At 71.1% G+C, this 15,027-nt stretch carries 17 protein-coding genes and 1 tRNA gene; 10 read left to right on the top strand and 8 right to left on the bottom strand.

Features of this window, described 5'->3' with window-relative positions:
- Nucleotides 1-47: 47 nt before the first annotated feature.
- A complete protein-coding gene (locus EDF33_RS00405) occupies nt 48-896 on the bottom strand; it encodes a CPBP family intramembrane glutamic endopeptidase (protein ID WP_131921904.1) in 849 nt (282 codons plus the stop codon).
- Between the two features lie 123 nt (nt 897-1,019).
- On the opposite strand from EDF33_RS00405, the gene EDF33_RS00400 reads away from it, so the two are divergent.
- The 4 genes from EDF33_RS00400 to EDF33_RS00385 all read left to right on the top strand — a co-directional run bounded on the left by EDF33_RS00400 (nt 1,020) and on the right by EDF33_RS00385 (nt 3,294).
- Nucleotides 1,020-1,373, top strand: a complete 354-nt coding sequence (locus EDF33_RS00400; RefSeq protein ID WP_123293319.1) for a metalloregulator ArsR/SmtB family transcription factor — start codon at nt 1,020-1,022, stop codon at nt 1,371-1,373.
- On the top strand, nt 1,370-2,044 hold the full coding sequence (locus tag EDF33_RS00395) for a cation transporter (RefSeq protein ID WP_132099045.1): 675 nt from the start codon (nt 1,370-1,372) through the stop codon (nt 2,042-2,044). Before EDF33_RS00400 ends, EDF33_RS00395 begins: the two co-directional genes overlap by 4 nt.
- 61 nt (nt 2,045-2,105) lie before the next feature.
- Nucleotides 2,106-3,209, top strand: a complete 1,104-nt coding sequence (locus EDF33_RS00390; RefSeq protein WP_132099044.1) for an epoxide hydrolase family protein — start codon at nt 2,106-2,108, stop codon at nt 3,207-3,209.
- Nucleotides 3,210-3,222: 13 nt separating this feature from the next.
- Nucleotides 3,223-3,294 (top strand) — tRNA-Arg (locus EDF33_RS00385).
- Between the two features lie 20 nt (nt 3,295-3,314).
- On the opposite strand, the gene EDF33_RS00380 is transcribed toward EDF33_RS00385, so the two are convergent.
- Nucleotides 3,315-4,187 carry a hypothetical protein gene (locus EDF33_RS00380; protein ID WP_123936838.1) on the bottom strand — a complete coding sequence of 291 codons (873 nt, stop codon included), beginning with the start codon at nt 4,185-4,187 and terminating at the stop codon, nt 3,315-3,317.
- On the bottom strand, nt 4,184-4,738 hold the full coding sequence (locus tag EDF33_RS00375) for an RNA polymerase sigma factor (protein WP_132099043.1): 555 nt from the start codon (nt 4,736-4,738) through the stop codon (nt 4,184-4,186). The genes EDF33_RS00380 and EDF33_RS00375 overlap by 4 nt, the downstream gene beginning before the upstream one ends.
- Nucleotides 4,739-4,848: 110 nt before the next feature.
- On the opposite strand from EDF33_RS00375, the gene argG reads away from it, so the two are divergent.
- On the top strand, nt 4,849-6,291 hold the full coding sequence (gene argG / locus EDF33_RS00370) for an argininosuccinate synthase (protein ID WP_123293324.1): 1,443 nt from the start codon (nt 4,849-4,851) through the stop codon (nt 6,289-6,291).
- 108 nt (nt 6,292-6,399) lie between these two features.
- Here argG and EDF33_RS00365 read toward each other — a convergent pair whose 3' ends face one another.
- The gene (locus tag EDF33_RS00365) at nt 6,400-7,131 is read right to left on the bottom strand and encodes an alpha/beta hydrolase (RefSeq protein WP_132099042.1); all 732 of its coding nucleotides are present in this window, start codon (nt 7,129-7,131) and stop codon (nt 6,400-6,402) included.
- A gap of 213 nt (nt 7,132-7,344) precedes the next feature.
- Between EDF33_RS00365 and EDF33_RS20010 the strand changes: the two genes are divergently transcribed.
- Both EDF33_RS20010 and EDF33_RS00360 read left to right on the top strand, forming a co-directional pair.
- Nucleotides 7,345-7,512 carry a hypothetical protein gene (locus EDF33_RS20010; RefSeq protein WP_165918682.1) on the top strand — a complete coding sequence of 56 codons (168 nt, stop codon included), beginning with the start codon at nt 7,345-7,347 and terminating at the stop codon, nt 7,510-7,512.
- Between the two features lie 41 nt (nt 7,513-7,553).
- Nucleotides 7,554-8,159, top strand: coding sequence for a copper resistance CopC family protein (locus EDF33_RS00360; RefSeq protein ID WP_132099041.1), 606 nt, complete (start codon nt 7,554-7,556; stop codon nt 8,157-8,159).
- A gap of 230 nt (nt 8,160-8,389) precedes the next feature.
- On the opposite strand, the gene EDF33_RS00355 is transcribed toward EDF33_RS00360, so the two are convergent.
- The gene (locus tag EDF33_RS00355) at nt 8,390-9,829 is read right to left on the bottom strand and encodes an MATE family efflux transporter (RefSeq protein ID WP_132099040.1); all 1,440 of its coding nucleotides are present in this window, start codon (nt 9,827-9,829) and stop codon (nt 8,390-8,392) included.
- 150 nt (nt 9,830-9,979) lie between these two features.
- The gene (locus EDF33_RS00350) at nt 9,980-10,417 is read right to left on the bottom strand and encodes a MarR family transcriptional regulator (RefSeq protein WP_123340836.1); all 438 of its coding nucleotides are present in this window, start codon (nt 10,415-10,417) and stop codon (nt 9,980-9,982) included.
- 410 nt (nt 10,418-10,827) lie between these two features.
- Between EDF33_RS00350 and EDF33_RS20005 the strand changes: the two genes are divergently transcribed.
- The 3 genes from EDF33_RS20005 (at nt 10,828) to EDF33_RS00340 (ending at nt 13,464) form a co-directional block, all read left to right on the top strand.
- Nucleotides 10,828-10,995, top strand: coding sequence for a hypothetical protein (locus EDF33_RS20005; protein WP_165918681.1), 168 nt, complete (start codon nt 10,828-10,830; stop codon nt 10,993-10,995).
- A gap of 40 nt (nt 10,996-11,035) precedes the next feature.
- Complete coding sequence (gene nadE / locus EDF33_RS00345; RefSeq protein ID WP_131921895.1) at nt 11,036-11,863, top strand: ammonia-dependent NAD(+) synthetase; 828 nt, start codon at nt 11,036-11,038, stop codon at nt 11,861-11,863.
- A 143-nt stretch (nt 11,864-12,006) separates the two neighbouring features.
- Nucleotides 12,007-13,464, top strand: a complete 1,458-nt coding sequence (locus EDF33_RS00340; protein WP_123936833.1) for an SPFH domain-containing protein — start codon at nt 12,007-12,009, stop codon at nt 13,462-13,464.
- Between the two features lie 34 nt (nt 13,465-13,498).
- Here the strand turns inward: EDF33_RS00340 and EDF33_RS00335 are convergent, their stop codons facing one another.
- The gene (locus EDF33_RS00335; RefSeq protein WP_123293330.1) at nt 13,499-13,888 is read right to left on the bottom strand and encodes a hypothetical protein; all 390 of its coding nucleotides are present in this window, start codon (nt 13,886-13,888) and stop codon (nt 13,499-13,501) included.
- Nucleotides 13,889-13,959: 71 nt separating this feature from the next.
- Nucleotides 13,960-14,919 carry a phosphotransferase gene (locus EDF33_RS00330; protein ID WP_132099039.1) on the bottom strand — a complete coding sequence of 320 codons (960 nt, stop codon included), beginning with the start codon at nt 14,917-14,919 and terminating at the stop codon, nt 13,960-13,962.
- Nucleotides 14,920-15,027: the final 108 nt, after the last annotated feature.

Here is a 15,027-nt window from a genome sequence, read left to right as displayed (position 1 = left end):
TGACGGCCTGGAGGCACGTGGCGGGGCCGCCACGGGCCTCCAGGCCGTCAGGTGGGTGCGTTCAGAGCGCGCGCCCGGCGGCCCGGCAGGAGGAAGACCGCAACGATCCCGAAGGCGATGTAGACGAAGTTGAACAGCGACGCGAAGGTGACCAGCGCGGGCGATCCGCCGGTCACGACGGCGTGCGCATCGTTGATGCCGCCCGCCGCCATCAGGGTGGTGGGGTCGGTGAGGGCGTGCAGGAGCATCGGGACGATCAGCCACCGGCTCACCCGGAGCGCGAGGAACATCATCGCGCCGAAGCCCATCGCGTAGCCGACCGTCGCGAACACGAGCAGTGGGTTGCCCCCGCCGAGCAGGTTCTGCAAGTGGATCAACCCGAAGACGACCGACGACAGCACGTAGACCGCACGCTCGCTGTACCCGTGGTGTTCGAGCAGCTCGACCGTGAGACCGCGGGTGAGGAGTTCCTCGGCGAACCCGACGCAGAGGCCGAAGAACAGGATCGCGAGGACGAGTGCGGGGGTGAAGCGGGACCAGTCGGTGCCGGCGAGCTTCATCACCGGCGGGACGACGGTGATGACGACCGCGATCCACATCCACCGCGGGGCGCGTGCAGTGCGCCGGCGGAACAGGTGCGGCAACCAACCGAGTGAGCGCGCGAACAGCAGCAGGAGCAGGCCCATCAGGCCGATCGGCAGGATCGAGGCCAAGAGCACGCTCGCGGGGTCGCCGTACAGGTCGTCAAGGTCGATGAACGGCCGCACGAACAGGCCGATGAGCTGACTGATGCCGAGGTACACGAGCAGGTAGACGGCGGCGAGCAGGATCGATCGCCACCACCCGCCGCGTGCCCAGAAGCGTTGCCACGCGTTCGCGGTCGTCTGATCCGTCATGTGGTTCCCCTGTGGTGGTGTGTGGCGCCTGGCAGGTGGCAGACGGTCCCAGCCTGCCGTATCCCGGGTCCGCCTGCCGGGGTGGGGCACTCGATACGTCAGCGTGTGCTGTATTGTCAGCGCATGCTGACCATAGCCCCGCGGCTCGACGTCATGCACCGGCTCGGCCGGGCGATGGCGGATCGGACGCGCTCCCGGATCCTGCTCGAGATGCTCGAAGCCCCGGTCTACCCGGGCCGGCTCGCGGCTGAGCTCGGGCTGACCCGCTCGAACGTGTCGAACCACCTCGCCTGCCTGCGCGGATGCGGCATCGTCGTCGCGGTGCCCGAGGGGCGCTCCACCCGCTACGAGATCGCCGACCCGCACCTCGGGGCCGCGATCCGCTCGCTCCTCGAGGTCGTGCTCGCCGTCGACGACGGCGAAGCGTGCACCGACGAGGACTGCGACGTCCCGCTCTGCTGCGGACCCGGCGCATGACCGACGCGACCGTCCAGGTGGTTCCCGACCGCCGACGGGTGCTGCAGCGACGGATCCGGTGGATCGTCGCCGCGACGATCACCTACAACGTCATCGAGGCCGTCATCGCGATCGCAGCCGGTTCGGTGGCGTCCTCGACCGCCCTGATCGGCTTCGGCCTCGACTCCGTCATCGAGGTCCTGTCCGCCGCAGCGGTCGCGTGGCAGTTCGCCGGACCGGACCCCGAAGCGCGGGAGCGCGTCGCGCTCAAGGTCATCGCGGTGTCGTTCTTCGCACTGGCGCTGTACGTCAGTGTCGACGCGGTGCTGACCCTGACCGGGATGCGCGAGCCGGAGCACAGCACCGTCGGGATCGTGCTGGCGGCGGTCAGTCTGGCCGTGATGCCCTTCCTCAGCCTGCTCGAACGGCGCACCGGCAAGGAACTCGGTTCGGCGTCGGCGATCGCGGACTCCAAGCAGACCCTGGTGTGCAGCTACCTGTCCGCCGCGGTGCTGGTCGGGCTGCTCCTGAACACGCTGTTCGGCTGGTCGTGGGCTGATCCGGTGGCCGGCCTGGTGGTCGTCGTGTTCGCGGTGCGCGAGGGGCTCGAGGCCTGGCGGGGTGACGCATGCAAGCAGCCGGTCGCCGCCCTGACCGGCGAGCGCGCGGCCGACGCCTGCGACTGCTGCTGACGCGGGCTCGGGTGCGGTGACCGCCGCCCGGGTGTCGGTCCCGCTGAGTAGCGTCGCGGGCATGGGCGAGACACCGCAGATCGACGACGCGACCATCGAGGACCTCCGCGCGCGACTGCGGGCCACGCGCTGGCCGGATGCACCCGCCGGCGCTGGCTGGTCCCTCGGGGCGGACGTCAACGAGCTCCGGTCGCTCATCGAGTACTGGGCCGACGGCTTCGACTTCGACGCGCACCGAGCGGCGCTCGCCGCACTGCCCAGCCGACGGCTGACGATCGACGGCACCGGGATCCACGTGCTGCACGCCCGAGCGGGCACGCCCGACGCGTTGCCGCTCCTGCTCGCGCACGGCTGGCCGGACTCCGGGTGGCGGTACCGCAAGGTCCTGCCGATGCTCGTCGAGGCCGGGTTCGACGTGGTCGTGCCGGACATGCCCGGGTACGGCTTCTCCGACGCGCCCCCGCAGCCGATCGACGCCCGCGCGGTCGCCGGCATGTGGGCCGAGCTGATGACGGAGCTGGGCCACGAACGCTTCGCGGTCGCCGGCGGGGACATCGGGACCCACGTCGCCCGCTACCTCGCGCTCGACCACGCCGACCGGGTGGTCGCCGTGCACCGCATCGACGGCGGGCTGGCCTGGCCCGGCATCGACCTCGACACGTTGTCGCCGGAGGAACGCGGGTTCGTCGCCGCGACCGCCCGGTGGCGCGACGCCGAGGGTGCCTACGCGATGATGCACCGCACCAAGCCGCAGACCGTCGCGGTCGGCCTGAACGACTCACCCGCCGGGCTCGCCGCGTGGATCGTCGAGAAACTGCGGTCGTGGAGCGACTGCGACGGTGACCTGTGGTCCGTGTACACACAGGACGAGGTGCTCGCACTCCTGACCGAGTACTGGGCCACCGGCACGATCGGCTCGGCGATGCGGATGTACCACGCGAACGCCGCCATCCCGCCGGAGCAGTCGGCCCGACGGGTCGAGGTGCCCTCCGGTTTCTCGCTGTTCCCCGGCGACCTGGTGGAGCCGCCGCGGGCGTGGCTCGAGCGCACGACGAACCTGGTGTCGTACCGGATGATGCCGCGCGGCGGGCACTTCGCGCCGTTCGAGCAACCGGCGCTGTACGTCGACGAGCTGACGACCTTCCTGGAGCCGTTCCGCCGCTAGAGTGGACGGGCCAGCCTCTGTAGCTCAATGGAAGAGCAGTTCCGTCCTAAGGAAACGGTTGGGGGTTCGAGTCCCTCCAGGGGCACCGAAGCCGGGCGACGCGGATCACCCCGCGGCCGGCGGGTCCTCCGGGATCGGGTGCTCGCCCTGCCAAATAGTGTCGACCTGCTCGAACTCGCGCGGTGCGCACTGCGTGTCGAGGACGTCGACGGCTTCGGTCGGCGTCGACCAGATGTACCACGGGCCGGCGCCGGGGCCCGTGCTCGACCACAAGCCGTCGGCGTACCACGACGGCGCCACGTCGCCGATCGGGTGCCCTGCCTGCGCCATGCAGGCCGCGAGCCGGTCGAAGGCGGCGGTGTACTCGGCCAGGGTGATGGTCCCGTCGGCGATCGCAGCCTGCTGCTGGGGCGAGGGCTGCGCGATCCGTGCCGACCGGGCCCACGACGCCCACACGGCGTAGCGGGCACCGCCGCCACCGGAGACCGACACGGCGGCCGCTCCGGATCCGGTCAGCGGGGAGAGGCTCCATCGCGGCATGGAACCCGGCGTGCACGCGACGGCGTCCGCGACGGTCGTCCCGCCGACCTCGACCGTGAAGGTGCCGGGGTCGAGACACTCCCACGTGAGCGTCACCCGGTCGGCGCCCTCCGGCCGAGCGCCGAGGGAGAACGAGGCGTCGCCGTGGGTGACGGTGAACGCGGGGGAGCCGAGCATCGATGCGTGGTTGACCTCGACCGTCCCGTAGCGGGTCGTCGTCGCGAGCAGATCCTCGCGTGCGGCGTCCGCGGTGGCGCCGGGGAGCGCCGCAGCCGTGATCCCTCCGGTGAGTCCGGCGCCGACGGCGAAGGCCGTCACGACCGCGGCGACCGTGCCGCGAGTGGGTCGCCGCCGACGCGCGGGGTGGGCCGTTGCGTCGACGTCGGCGACGAGGGCGTCGCGCATCGCGGCGAGACGAGGGGAGATGTGGTCGTTCACAGTGTGCCTCCGAGGGGTTCCGCTGACGTCGAGTACTGCTGCTGGAGTCGTGCCTTCGCCCGGTGGAGCCGGGACTTCACGGTGCCCGGTGCGACCCCGAGGGCTGCGGCCGCTTCGCGTTCGCCGAGGCCTTCGAGCACGCAGAGCGTGAGCACCCGCTGGTCTGCGATCGGGAGCCCGCGCAATGCTGCGACCGCTTCGGCGTCGGTGAACGACTCTGCGGGGTCGGGAGCGGGGTCGTCGACCGGGAACCTCCCGAGGAAGAGCCGGTGACGGCGGGTGGCGCGGGTCAGGTTGTGCGCGGTGTTCGTCGCCGTGACGAGCAGCCAGGGCAGCATGGAGTCGTCGACGAAGCGGACGCGTTCGCGCTTCCGCCAGGCCTCGAGGAACGCGATGGCCACGACGTCGTCGGCGTCGGCCGATGTGGGGACGAGGCCGACGGCGTGCCGGCGCAGGCGTGGGGCGTGGCGGTCGAAGACGCGTCCGACCGCTCGGCCGTCGCCGGCGATGCCCAGCGCCCAGTCCGCTCGGTCCCCCGTGATCTGGTTCATGCCCTGTATTGTCCGGGCGCAGCAGATCGGTTCCCGGTTCGCGGGACGAGTTCTCCACAACCGTCGCGCTGGACGGTAGCGCCCCCCGGACTCCCCGTACGATTGACCCCGTGTCCAAGGTCCTGAGCAGTCTCCCCGTCGGCGAACGAGTCGGTATCGCGTTCTCAGGGGGTCTCGACACCTCCTGCGCCGTTGCCTGGATGCGCGAGAAGGGGGCGATCCCCTGCACGTACACGGCTGACATCGGTCAGTACGACGAGCCGGACATCGACGCCGTCCCGAGCCGCGCCCACGAGTACGGTGCCGAGATCGCCCGCCTGGTCGACGCGAAGAGCGCCCTGGTGGAAGAAGGCCTCGTCGCCCTGCAGACCGGCGCGTTCCACATCCGCTCCGGCGGCAAGACGTACTTCAACACGACGCCCCTCGGTCGTGCGGTGACGGGCACGATGCTCGTCCGCGCGATGAAGGAGGACGGCGTCGACATCTGGGGCGACGGCTCCACCTACAAGGGCAACGACATCGAGCGGTTCTACCGCTACGGCCTGATGGCGAACCCGCGTCTGCGCGTCTACAAGCCGTGGCTGGACTCCGAGTTCGTCGAGGAGCTCGGCGGCCGCAAGGAGATGAGCGAGTGGCTCGTCGCCCGCGGCTTCCCGTACCGCGACTCCACCGAGAAGGCGTACTCGACCGACGCCAACATCTGGGGTGCCACGCACGAGGCGAAGAGCCTCGAAGAGCTCTCGAGCGGCCTGGACATCGTCGAGCCGATCATGGGCGTCGCCGCTTGGCGTGACGACGTGGAGGTCGCCACCGAGGTCGTCAGTATCCGCTTCGAGGCCGGACGCCCCGTCGCGATCAACGGCGAGGAGTACACGGACGCCGTCGCACTCGTCTACGAGGCGAACGCGATCGGCGGTCGTCACGGCCTCGGCGCGTCCGACCAGATCGAGAACCGCATCATCGAGGCGAAGAGCCGCGGCATCTACGAGGCACCGGGCATGGCCCTGCTGCACATCGCGTACGAGCGGCTGCTCAACGCGATCCACAACGAGGACACGGTCGCGTCGTACCACAACGAGGGCCGCCGACTCGGGCGCCTGATGTACGAGGGCCGCTGGCTCGACCCGCAGTCGCTCATGCTCCGCGAGTCCCTGCAGCGCTGGGTCGCCTCGGCCGTCACCGGCGAGGTCACGTTGCGCCTGCGTCGCGGCGACGACTACACGATCCTCGACACGACGGGTCCGGCGCTGTCGTACCACCCCGACAAGCTCTCGATGGAGCGGGTCGGCGACGCCGCCTTCGGTCCGGACGACCGCATCGGTCAGCTGACGATGCGCAACCTCGACATCGCGGACTCCCGCTCAAGGCTCGAGCAGTACGCGGCGGCCGGTCTCATCGGCGGTGCGACGGCCGAGCTCGTCGGTGAGCTCGAGGCGGGCGAGTCCGAGGAGATCCTCGGCGGCGCCGTCATCGCCTCGGACGCCGAGGACGCGCTCGGTCGTCGGACGGACCTCGCCTCCGAGGGCGCGGCCTTCGACTCCGGCACCGACTGACCAGAGCGAGACCAGGCGACTGGTCACGTGCCCTGATGGCACGGACCACCTGACGGGAGGCGCGGTGCCAGCTGGCACCGCGCCTCCCGTCCGTCGTCCTGCCCCGGCTCAGGCCGTGGCACTTCCGAGCAGCAGCTCCAGTTGCTCGACGACCAGGTCGGGCCGCGTGATGAACGGGTGGTGCCCGGTCGGCACGTCGACGCTCCGCGTCGCCCGCGCCGCGTGCGCGCGCTGCAGCCCGACGGTGGTGCTGCGGTCCTCGGTGCAGACGAGGGAGGTCGAGTCGACGTCCTGCCACCCTGCTGCCGTCGTCGGCGTCACGAACGCCCCCGCCGACTGGGCGGTCACCCGCTCCCATGCCGCTCGCTGCGTGTTCCCGTCGGCGTCCTGCAGGAAGCGCGCACCGAAGGATCCAGCGTCGTACCCGGCGACGGCGAGGACTCCGTCACCGGCCGGGCCGATCGACACGGGATCGGGCTCGTCAGCCATGATGCCGGCCTGCGCGGAGCCGACGTCGGGCAGGTACGAGGACACGTACAGCAGGTGTGCGACGGCGTCGTGCTGACCGGCCTCGGCGATGACGGTGCCGCCGTAGGAGTGGCCGACGACGATCGCCCCGTCGCTGTCGTCGAGGGCGGCGCGCAGGGCGGCTGCGTCCTCGGCGAGCCCACCGTCGGGGTGACCCGCCGGGCCCTCGCCGCAGGACGGCAACGAGACCGCTCGGCTGCGGATGCCGGTGCGGCCGCGGGTTCCGGTGCGGCTGTGCAGCAGGTCGGCGGTGGGCTGCCACCACCAGGCACCGTCGCGGACCAGGGCGCCGTGGACGAACAGGATCTCCATGCCGCGACGCTACGGCGATCCGGGCGGCGGCGTGCGATCGGCCGAGAAACGCACCGCGCTCGACGGCGTTAGACGCAACCTCTACCGTGGAGGAACTGGATCGGTCATCAGGGACCCGTCGTCACGATGCTCCTCACAGATGTGGGGTCTGGCACAGCGGGTCGATCCGGACGAATCCGAGATGCGCATCATCTCGACGAAGGGCTGGTCGTCATGACCGCCAGGATGCAGCACGATTGGCACCGCCACGGCCTCCGGTCGCCGGAGGACCTCGAAGCCCTCGTGGCCGAGCGCCTCGAAGGAACCGGTCACGCTTCCACCAGCACGGGCGACCCGAGGCGTGAGCCGTCCTACGCCGACTTCCTCGGCGAGCAGATCTGATCCGTCCCGGTCCGCTGCTCTACGGCTTGTAGAGTCTGTGCATGCGGACAGGACGAACGACGGCAGCTTCCCTCGCGATCGTCGTCGGAGGGCTCCTGGCGCTCATCGGGGTTCAACCGGCCTCGGCGCACTCGGCCCTGACCGGCAGCTCGCCCGCTGACGGCGCGGTCGTCACCGAACCGCTCGACCGGGTCGACCTGACGTTCAGCGAGGCACCGCTCGCCGGTCTCGACGCCGGACTGCGGATCCAGGTCACCGACGCCGACGGCACCGACGTGTCGACGGGCGAGGTGACCGTCTCCGGGATGACGATGGGCAAGGCCGTCGACCTCGAGAACGGCGCGTACACGGTGCTCTGGCGGTACGTGTCGCCGGACGGGCACCCGATCGACGGCACGTACGGGTTCGAGTACCGCGCCGCGGTCACGACACCGTCCGCGACGACTCCGGCGACGACGGTGCCGACGTCGGACCCCGTCACCCCCACTCCGACGTCGACCGCGACGGCCACCGGGGCATCCGATGGCGCGCCCGACTCGGCGCCCGGCATCGCCCCGGGTGTGTGGGTCGCGCTCGGCGCCGGCACGGTGCTCGCCGCCGGGGCCGTCGTCGTGCTCCTCCTGCGCCGCCCCCGACGCACTTCGTGAGCAGAAATGGTCGGGTGGCCGAGCGCCACGCGACCATTTCTGCTCACGATGCGCCGTGCCTGCGACCCGGCCACGCACCGGACGGGAGGCCCGCCACCCGGCCGCCACGGGCCTCCCGTCCGACGCCGGCCGCGTTCACCCCCGCTTCGTGAGCAGAAGAGGTCGGGTCCTGGAACGGGACCCGACCTCTTCTGCTCACCATGCGAGCGCACCGCGCGCCGCGCACCGCGCTACGCGGCGTCGGGCGCCTCCTCGAGCGCGGCGTCCGCCCGCTCCTCGCTGCCGGCGGCGAGGCCGCGCGCGATCTTCCCGCGCGACGCCAGCCACAGCACCACCGCGGCGGCGAACACGATGACCTCGGTGACGGTCAGCGCCCAGATGATCCCGGCGAGTCCGAACCACAGGTTGCCGACGATGACGATCGGGATGAACAGCACGCCCTGCGCCAGCGACAGCACCATCGCGGGCAGCACCATGCCGGTCGCCTGGAACAGCGAGGTGAGCAACCCCGTGAACCCGTTCACGATGGCGGCGACGAGCTGCGCGGTCAGAATCGTCAGGCCGATCGCGAGGACCGAGTGGTCGCCGGAGAAGATCGTGAACACCTGCTCGCGGAAGGTGAAGACCGCGCCGGAGAACACGAGGACGATCGCGCCGACCGTGAAGGCGGCTCCGCGCAGGGCGGCCCGGAGACGTGCGGCGTCGCCCTTGCCGAACGCGTAGGCGAGGAGCGGCAGCACGCCGATCGTCACGCCCATCACGAGGAACTCCGGCACCTGCGCGATGCGGACCGCGACGCCCATGGCGGCGAGCGGGTCGTCGCCGTAGGCGGCGGCGAGGTTGTTGAGCACGAGCGTCGTGACGATCAGGAAGGCGGACTGCAGCAGTTCGCCGACGCCGATGCCGAAGACGGGCTTCAGGATGTCGGCGCGGAGCGTGAACCACTTCGGCGCGAAGCTGACGTTCTCGCTGTTCCGCTGCAGCCAGGTCACCCAGTATGCGATCGACACGACGTTCGCGAGTCCGACCGCCAGTGCTGCACCGCCGACCCCCCAGTGCAGCACGAGGATGAAGAGCACGTCGAACACCAGGTTCCCGATGGTCGACAGGACCAGGCCGATCATCGCCTGGCGTGCGGCACCCTCGGAGCGGACGATCTGCTCGAGGGCGAACGACGAGGCGAGCACCGGGACGAACGCGAGCATCACGGCGACGTACTCGCTCGTGGCGGGGACGGCTGCTGCGTCGGCACCGAGCACGGCGACGAGGGGGCGGAGGAACACGAGCCCGACGACGGCGAGGACGGCGCCGGTGACGACGGCCCCCCACAGCGCGAACGAGGCGACGTGCTTGATGTCCTGCGCCTTGGCGGGGTCGTGCTCCGAGGCGCCGAGCAAGCGGGACATCAGGGCACTGCCGCCGACGCCGAACACACCGCCGACGGCCATCACGATGCCGAGCAGCGGGGTACCGAAGGTGATCGCGGCGAGCAGCGACGTGTCGTGCTGCGAGCCGATGAAGCCAGCGTTGATGACGTTGTACAGGGCGCTGACGACCATCGCAGCGGCCATCGGCACACACAGGTGCACGAGGGCCCGGGCGATCGGGGCGGCGGAGAGGTACCAGCGGTTGGTGGCCGCGGCGGTGTTCTCGGGGGTGGTGGTGGTCATGACTGCCTCCTCGTGGGCAGGGCTGAGGGCGCGACGGGATGCCGTCGCGTGCGGGGGTGGGGCCGGGAGGCCCGTGGCGCGTCGAGCGCGCCGGTGACGTCGGACCGTGGGCGGCGCTACCGCGTCGGTGGCGTCACCGGGTCCGCGGCGCTACCGCGTCGGCGGTGCGAGCTCCGCGGTCACCTTCTGCAGCAGGTGCCGCAGGGTGGCGCGTTCGTCCGTGTCGAGTGGTGCGAGCAGGGTGTCGTCGAGGGCGACCATCGCGTCGGTGAAGCCGGCGATGAGGTCGATGCCCGCCGGGGTGGCGTGCACCGTCTTCGTCCGACCGTTCGTGGCGTCGGGACGTCGTTCGACGAGGCCGCGCCGCTCGAGGCCCTGCAGGAGGCTCGAGACGCTGGCCGCGCTGGTCCGGGTGATCTCGGCGATGTCGCGTTGGATCGCCCCGGGGTTCTGCTGCAGGTACCCGAGCACGAAGCTCTGCTCGCGGGTGAGGTCCCGATCACGGACCCACTCGTCAGCCGCCTTGCGCTGTGCCCATCCGATCCACCGCATGAGTTCGAGCGGGGTGGTGAGATCCGGTGCCTGCATGATCAGAACTCTAACTGTTTGATCTCTAACTGTCAACGAGAGTCCGACCCGTGGCTCGGCCCCGGAACGGGGGTATGGCCTCGGGGTGTGGCGCTGGTAGCTTGCACAGGAAGACGGCCTCACCAGCCGTCGTCCTCGGTCCGGTGCCGGACCGTTCGGGTCTCCCGTCGAACCGCCGGGGGACGGATCAGCAGCGGCGGACCTCCGCCCGGGAAAGGGACCCATGACTCGCACTGCGCTCCGAGCGCGACGCCGTCGGCGTCCATGAACTCCGACGCGCGCCGGCGGGTACCGGCGTGCGTCTCCACGGGGCCGCGGCGTTCGGGTCGCCTCGGGCCCTCCGGTGCGGTGGCGGTTCGGACCACCACCGCACCGGACATCCGCACCACCACGAGTCAGTGAGGACCACCGTGCACGATCACGACACCCACCCGCTCGACCGTCGAGTCGGCCCGCCGCACGTCGAGCGGTTCCGGCTGACGCAGAGCGCCGAGACGCTCGGCGTCGTCTGCACCTGCGCGATCGGCGTCGACCACGACAACACGATCCGGCCGGTGCGCGCAGAACCCGTCCGCTGAACGCTGTGCACACCGGCGGGTGCAGCGGGATACTGGGGTGGTGCGTGAACTCCAAGCCGCCATCGCCGCGGACCTCAACGTCCAGCCGACCATCGAGCCGGAGCAGGAGATCGCCCGCCGTGTCGGGTTCCTCCGTGACTACCTGCTCACGACCGGCGCGAAGGGGTTCCTGCTCGCGATCAGCGGCGGCCAGGACTCCACGCTCGCCGGGCGCCTGACCCAGCTCGCGGTCGAGTCCCTCCGTGCCGAGGGCCACCCCGCCGAGTTCACGACCGTCCGCATGCCGTACCGCGTGCAGGCCGACGAGGACGACGCCCAGCTCGCCCTGCAGTTCATCGCAGCCGACCCGGGCATCACCGTCAACATCGAGCACGGCGTCGACGGCGTCATGATCGACACCGCTGCCTCGGGCGTCGAGCTGAGCGACTTCGTGAAGGGCAACGTCAAGGCCCGGATGCGCATGGTCGCCCAGTACGCCGTCGCCGGCCAGCGCGGGCTGCTCGTCGTCGGGACCGACCACGCGGCCGAGGCGGTCACCGGCTTCTTCACGAAGTACGGCGACGGCGGCGTCGACCTGACGCCGCTCACCGGCCTGTCGAAGAGCCAGGGGCGGCAGCTGCTCGAGCACCTCGGAGCGCCCGCCCGCCTGTACGAGAAGGCCCCCACCGCGGACCTGCTCGACGAGACGCCCGGCCAGACCGACGAAGCGAACCTCGGGCTGTCCTACGCCGAGATCGACGCCTACCTGCAGGGGCACGACGTGCCGCTCGAGGTCGCCGAGGCGATCGAGTCGCGGTACCGCGCGACCGAGCACAAGCGCCAGGTGCCGGCGACGCCGTTCGACGACTGGTGGCGTGCGGGCGCGTAGGCGCCGACGCGACCATCGACAGGAGGCGCGCTGCAGGTGATCCTGCACCGCGCCTCCTGTCCGTCCGCGCGGTCTCCTAGGATGGGAGCCGACGGAACAACAGATGCGGAATCCAGGCTGGCGCCTGGTCCGGAGGGGGAGTCATGGAAGTCCTGTTCGCGCTCGGAGCCATCCCGCTGATCATCGTGGGGATCATCGTCCTCGCCGTGATCGCGCTGATCTACGCGAAGGTCGTGTACCGCAACGCCGGCGCCGACGAAGCGCTCATCATCACCGGCAAGCGCTCGCGCAAGGTCAAGAACGACGACGGCACCGAGACCGTCGAGTCCGGCATCAAGGTCGTGCTCGGAGCGGGTGTCCTCGTTCGACCGTTCTTCGAGAAGGTCGCGAAGCTCTCGCTCAGCTCCCGGGCGATCGACATCAACGTCAACGCGCAGGACTCCCGCGGTGTGACGATCGACGTCGAAGCGGTAGCGCTGGTCAAGGTCGGCGAGACCGACGCGTCGATCCGGGCGGCCGCGCAGCGGTTCCTCGGGCAGGAGAAGAAGATCGACGACTTCGCGCGCGAGGTCCTGTCGGGATCGCTCCGTGCGTCGATCGGTGCGACCGACGTGTCCACGATCATCCGCAACCGCGACCAGCTCACCGTCGCGGTGCTCGACGTGGCGAAGGAGGCCCTGCACAGTCAGGGGCTCGACGTCGACTCCTTCGAGATCAAGGGCATCTCGGACCGCAACGAGTACATCAGCGACCTCGGTCGTGCCGAGCGCGCCCGCGTCCGGCTCGAGGCGGAGAACGCCGAGGCGCAGGCCGACCGCGAAGCGCGAGAAGCCCGTGCCACCGCCGACCAGGCCATCGCCGAAGCCGAGAACACCCTGGCGATCCGACGTGCCGCACTGCAGCTCGACGCCGACCGGGCATCGGCCGAGGCCGCAGCCGCCGGTCCGCTCGCCCAGGCCCGTGCGGCGCAGGGCGTCGTCGAGCAGGAGCAGATCACCGCGCAGAAGCGTGCCGAGCTGCGCCGTGCCGAGCTCGAGTCCGAGGTCTCCGCCGTCGCCGAGGCGCAGGCGCGCAAGACCCGCGTCGAGGCCGAAGCGGCCGCCGGGGCCCAGGTCGAGACGGCCCGCGCCCAGGCCGAGGCCCGTCGGATCTCCGCCGAAGCGATCGCCGCCGAGGCGAAGGCCGAGTCCGAGGCGCGCAAGCTCGCCGCCGACGCCTCCCGTGCCGAAGGTGAGGCAGCGGCCGACGCGATCCGCGCCAAGGGTCAGGCCGAGGCAGACGCCACGAAGGCCCAGGCCGACGCACTCGCACAGCACTCCGAGGCCGTCCTGCGCGTCAAGGCCATCGAGACCCTGCCGAGCATCGCCCGCGAGCTCGCGGCGCCGATGGGCAACATCGACAAGCTGACCGTGGTGTCCTCCGACGGCGCCGGCGCCCTGTCGAAGAGCATCGTGAGCCAGTTCAGCGAGGTCGACGCCCTGCTCGGGACGACCGCCGGGTTCACCCTGAGTGACATCGTCAAGAGTTCGACGACGGGGCAGGCTGCCGCTCGGGCCGTCGTGCGTGAGCAGTCCACCGCTGTCGCGGAGCCGACCGAGTAGTCCTCAGCGGTACCCTGGGCGGGCGTGGCGAGGATCAGTCCTCGTCGCGCCCGTTCTCGTCCCGGCGCTCGCGCTGCTGGCCACCGGCGTCCTCGCGCTGGTCAGCGAGCCGCTGCTGCCACACGACGCTGCGGGCCGCACCCTCGAGGATGTCGTCGACGCTCCGTCCGGTCTGCGCCGCGAGCGCACCGCTGAGTCCGGCGGTGAGGGTCCCGCCGGCGGATGCCAGACGTTCGATCACCTGCTCCTGGCGTGGGGTCAGGGGCTCGTCGATCATCTCGTCGATGGTGTCGCGGATGTTCTGCTCGCTCGCGTCCAGTGCCGCCTCGTCACCGGAGTGCAGCGCTGCTGCCTCTCCGACGACGACGAGACCGAGGCGCGCGGCGTCGTCTTCGGGACGCGGAGTGCGGTGCTCATCAGTCATGCGGGGGACCGTACGCTCCGTGGCGCCGCGCTTGCTGGACAGACGGGGTACCCGACGCCTGTCGTCCGTCGTCAGTGCGGTGTGGTGTCCCACCGGCGGAGCAACCACTCCGCAGCGGCCAGGCCCTCGCGCCGTTGGAAGTCACGGATGGTGGGCATGTTCGGCGGTGCCGGCGGCAGCGCGTGCTCGAAGAACAGACCGGCGAGACCGGCGAGCACGGCGTCGACGGTGGCGGTAGGCACGCCGGCGAACACCGGGTGGGTGGCGAGGTGGTGCTCGACGTCGCTGTCCTCGCCGCGGACGAGTGTGTCGATCAGGTAGGTCAGCGGGTCGAGCCAGTGCGCGCCGATGCTCGCCCACGGCCAGTCCACGACCCAGACGACCCCGGAACCGTCGACGAGCAGGTTGTCGGCACGGCAGTCGGCGTGCACGAGGTGCTCGCCGTCGACGAGTGCCGCTGCTCGGTCGGCGGCTCGGGCGATCGCGGGTCCGGCGGTGAGGACGTGCGCCGGCACGACCTCGGCCACCCGGTCGGCCAGGGTCGGGTCGCCGAGCATCCGGTCCCAGGCGCCGAACTCGTGGCGCAGGTCGTCGGCGATGCGGGGGAGCGTGCCGAGGTCGCCGGCCGCCGGCGGCAGGGTGTCCAGCGCATCGAGCACCGCCGCGGTGTCGCTGCCGTCGAGTGCTGCCCCGGGGTGCTCGCCCTCGATGTCGTCGAGGACCAGGACGCCCCACTCGTCGCCGTCCACGGTGGCGTCGAAGGCGTCCAGCAGGGGTGGTGCCTGCACCGTCGACGGCAGCTGCGCCACCACGCGGGCCTCCCGGCGGTGCAGCGCGAAGGCATCGGCGTTCCGCGATCGCGAGACCGTCTTGACGAACGCCCGTCGCCCCGTCGCCGTGACCACCCGGTCGGCACTCCCCGGCGACCACCCGGCCGTCTGGGACTCAGTGGACGTCACCGCTCCGCCGAGGGTCTGCTCCACCCGGTCGCGCAGGATCGCCGGCACGTCCGTCCACGCAGTTCGCCCCATGGCCGATGACGCTACCTGAGAAGCCGTTCACGAACGTGCACGGATGGCAAGTTTGCGTTGGCAGCAAACGTGCTGATGATGTAAAGTTGCAGCGTCTGCAAGGTTGAC

The organism is Curtobacterium sp. PhB146, assembly GCF_004342995.1.
GTDB lineage: Bacteria > Actinomycetota > Actinomycetes > Actinomycetales > Microbacteriaceae > Curtobacterium.
This window is presented reverse-complemented; position numbering and strand designations above follow the sequence as displayed.

Excerpts from the sequence above, each read along its gene's own strand:
- EDF33_RS00405 (WP_131921904.1), bottom strand. The coding sequence starts at position 896 with ATGACGGATCAGACGACCGCGAACGCGTGGCAACGCTTCTGGGCACGC.
- EDF33_RS00400 (WP_123293319.1), top strand. The coding sequence starts at position 1,020 with ATGCTGACCATAGCCCCGCGGCTCGACGTCATGCACCGGCTCGGCCGG.
- EDF33_RS00395 (WP_132099045.1), top strand. The coding sequence starts at position 1,370 with ATGACCGACGCGACCGTCCAGGTGGTTCCCGACCGCCGACGGGTGCTG.
- EDF33_RS00390 (WP_132099044.1), top strand. The coding sequence starts at position 2,106 with ATGGGCGAGACACCGCAGATCGACGACGCGACCATCGAGGACCTCCGC.
- EDF33_RS00375 (WP_132099043.1), bottom strand. The coding sequence starts at position 4,738 with ATGAACCAGATCACGGGGGACCGAGCGGACTGGGCGCTGGGCATCGCC.
- EDF33_RS00365 (WP_132099042.1), bottom strand. The coding sequence starts at position 7,131 with ATGGAGATCCTGTTCGTCCACGGCGCCCTGGTCCGCGACGGTGCCTGG.
- EDF33_RS20010 (WP_165918682.1), top strand. The coding sequence starts at position 7,345 with ATGACCGCCAGGATGCAGCACGATTGGCACCGCCACGGCCTCCGGTCG.
- EDF33_RS00360 (WP_132099041.1), top strand. The coding sequence starts at position 7,554 with ATGCGGACAGGACGAACGACGGCAGCTTCCCTCGCGATCGTCGTCGGA.
- EDF33_RS00355 (WP_132099040.1), bottom strand. The coding sequence starts at position 9,829 with ATGACCACCACCACCCCCGAGAACACCGCCGCGGCCACCAACCGCTGG.
- EDF33_RS00350 (WP_123340836.1), bottom strand. The coding sequence starts at position 10,417 with ATGCAGGCACCGGATCTCACCACCCCGCTCGAACTCATGCGGTGGATC.
- EDF33_RS00340 (WP_123936833.1), top strand. The coding sequence starts at position 12,007 with ATGGAAGTCCTGTTCGCGCTCGGAGCCATCCCGCTGATCATCGTGGGG.
- EDF33_RS00335 (WP_123293330.1), bottom strand. The coding sequence starts at position 13,888 with ATGACTGATGAGCACCGCACTCCGCGTCCCGAAGACGACGCCGCGCGC.
- EDF33_RS00330 (WP_132099039.1), bottom strand. The coding sequence starts at position 14,919 with ATGGGGCGAACTGCGTGGACGGACGTGCCGGCGATCCTGCGCGACCGG.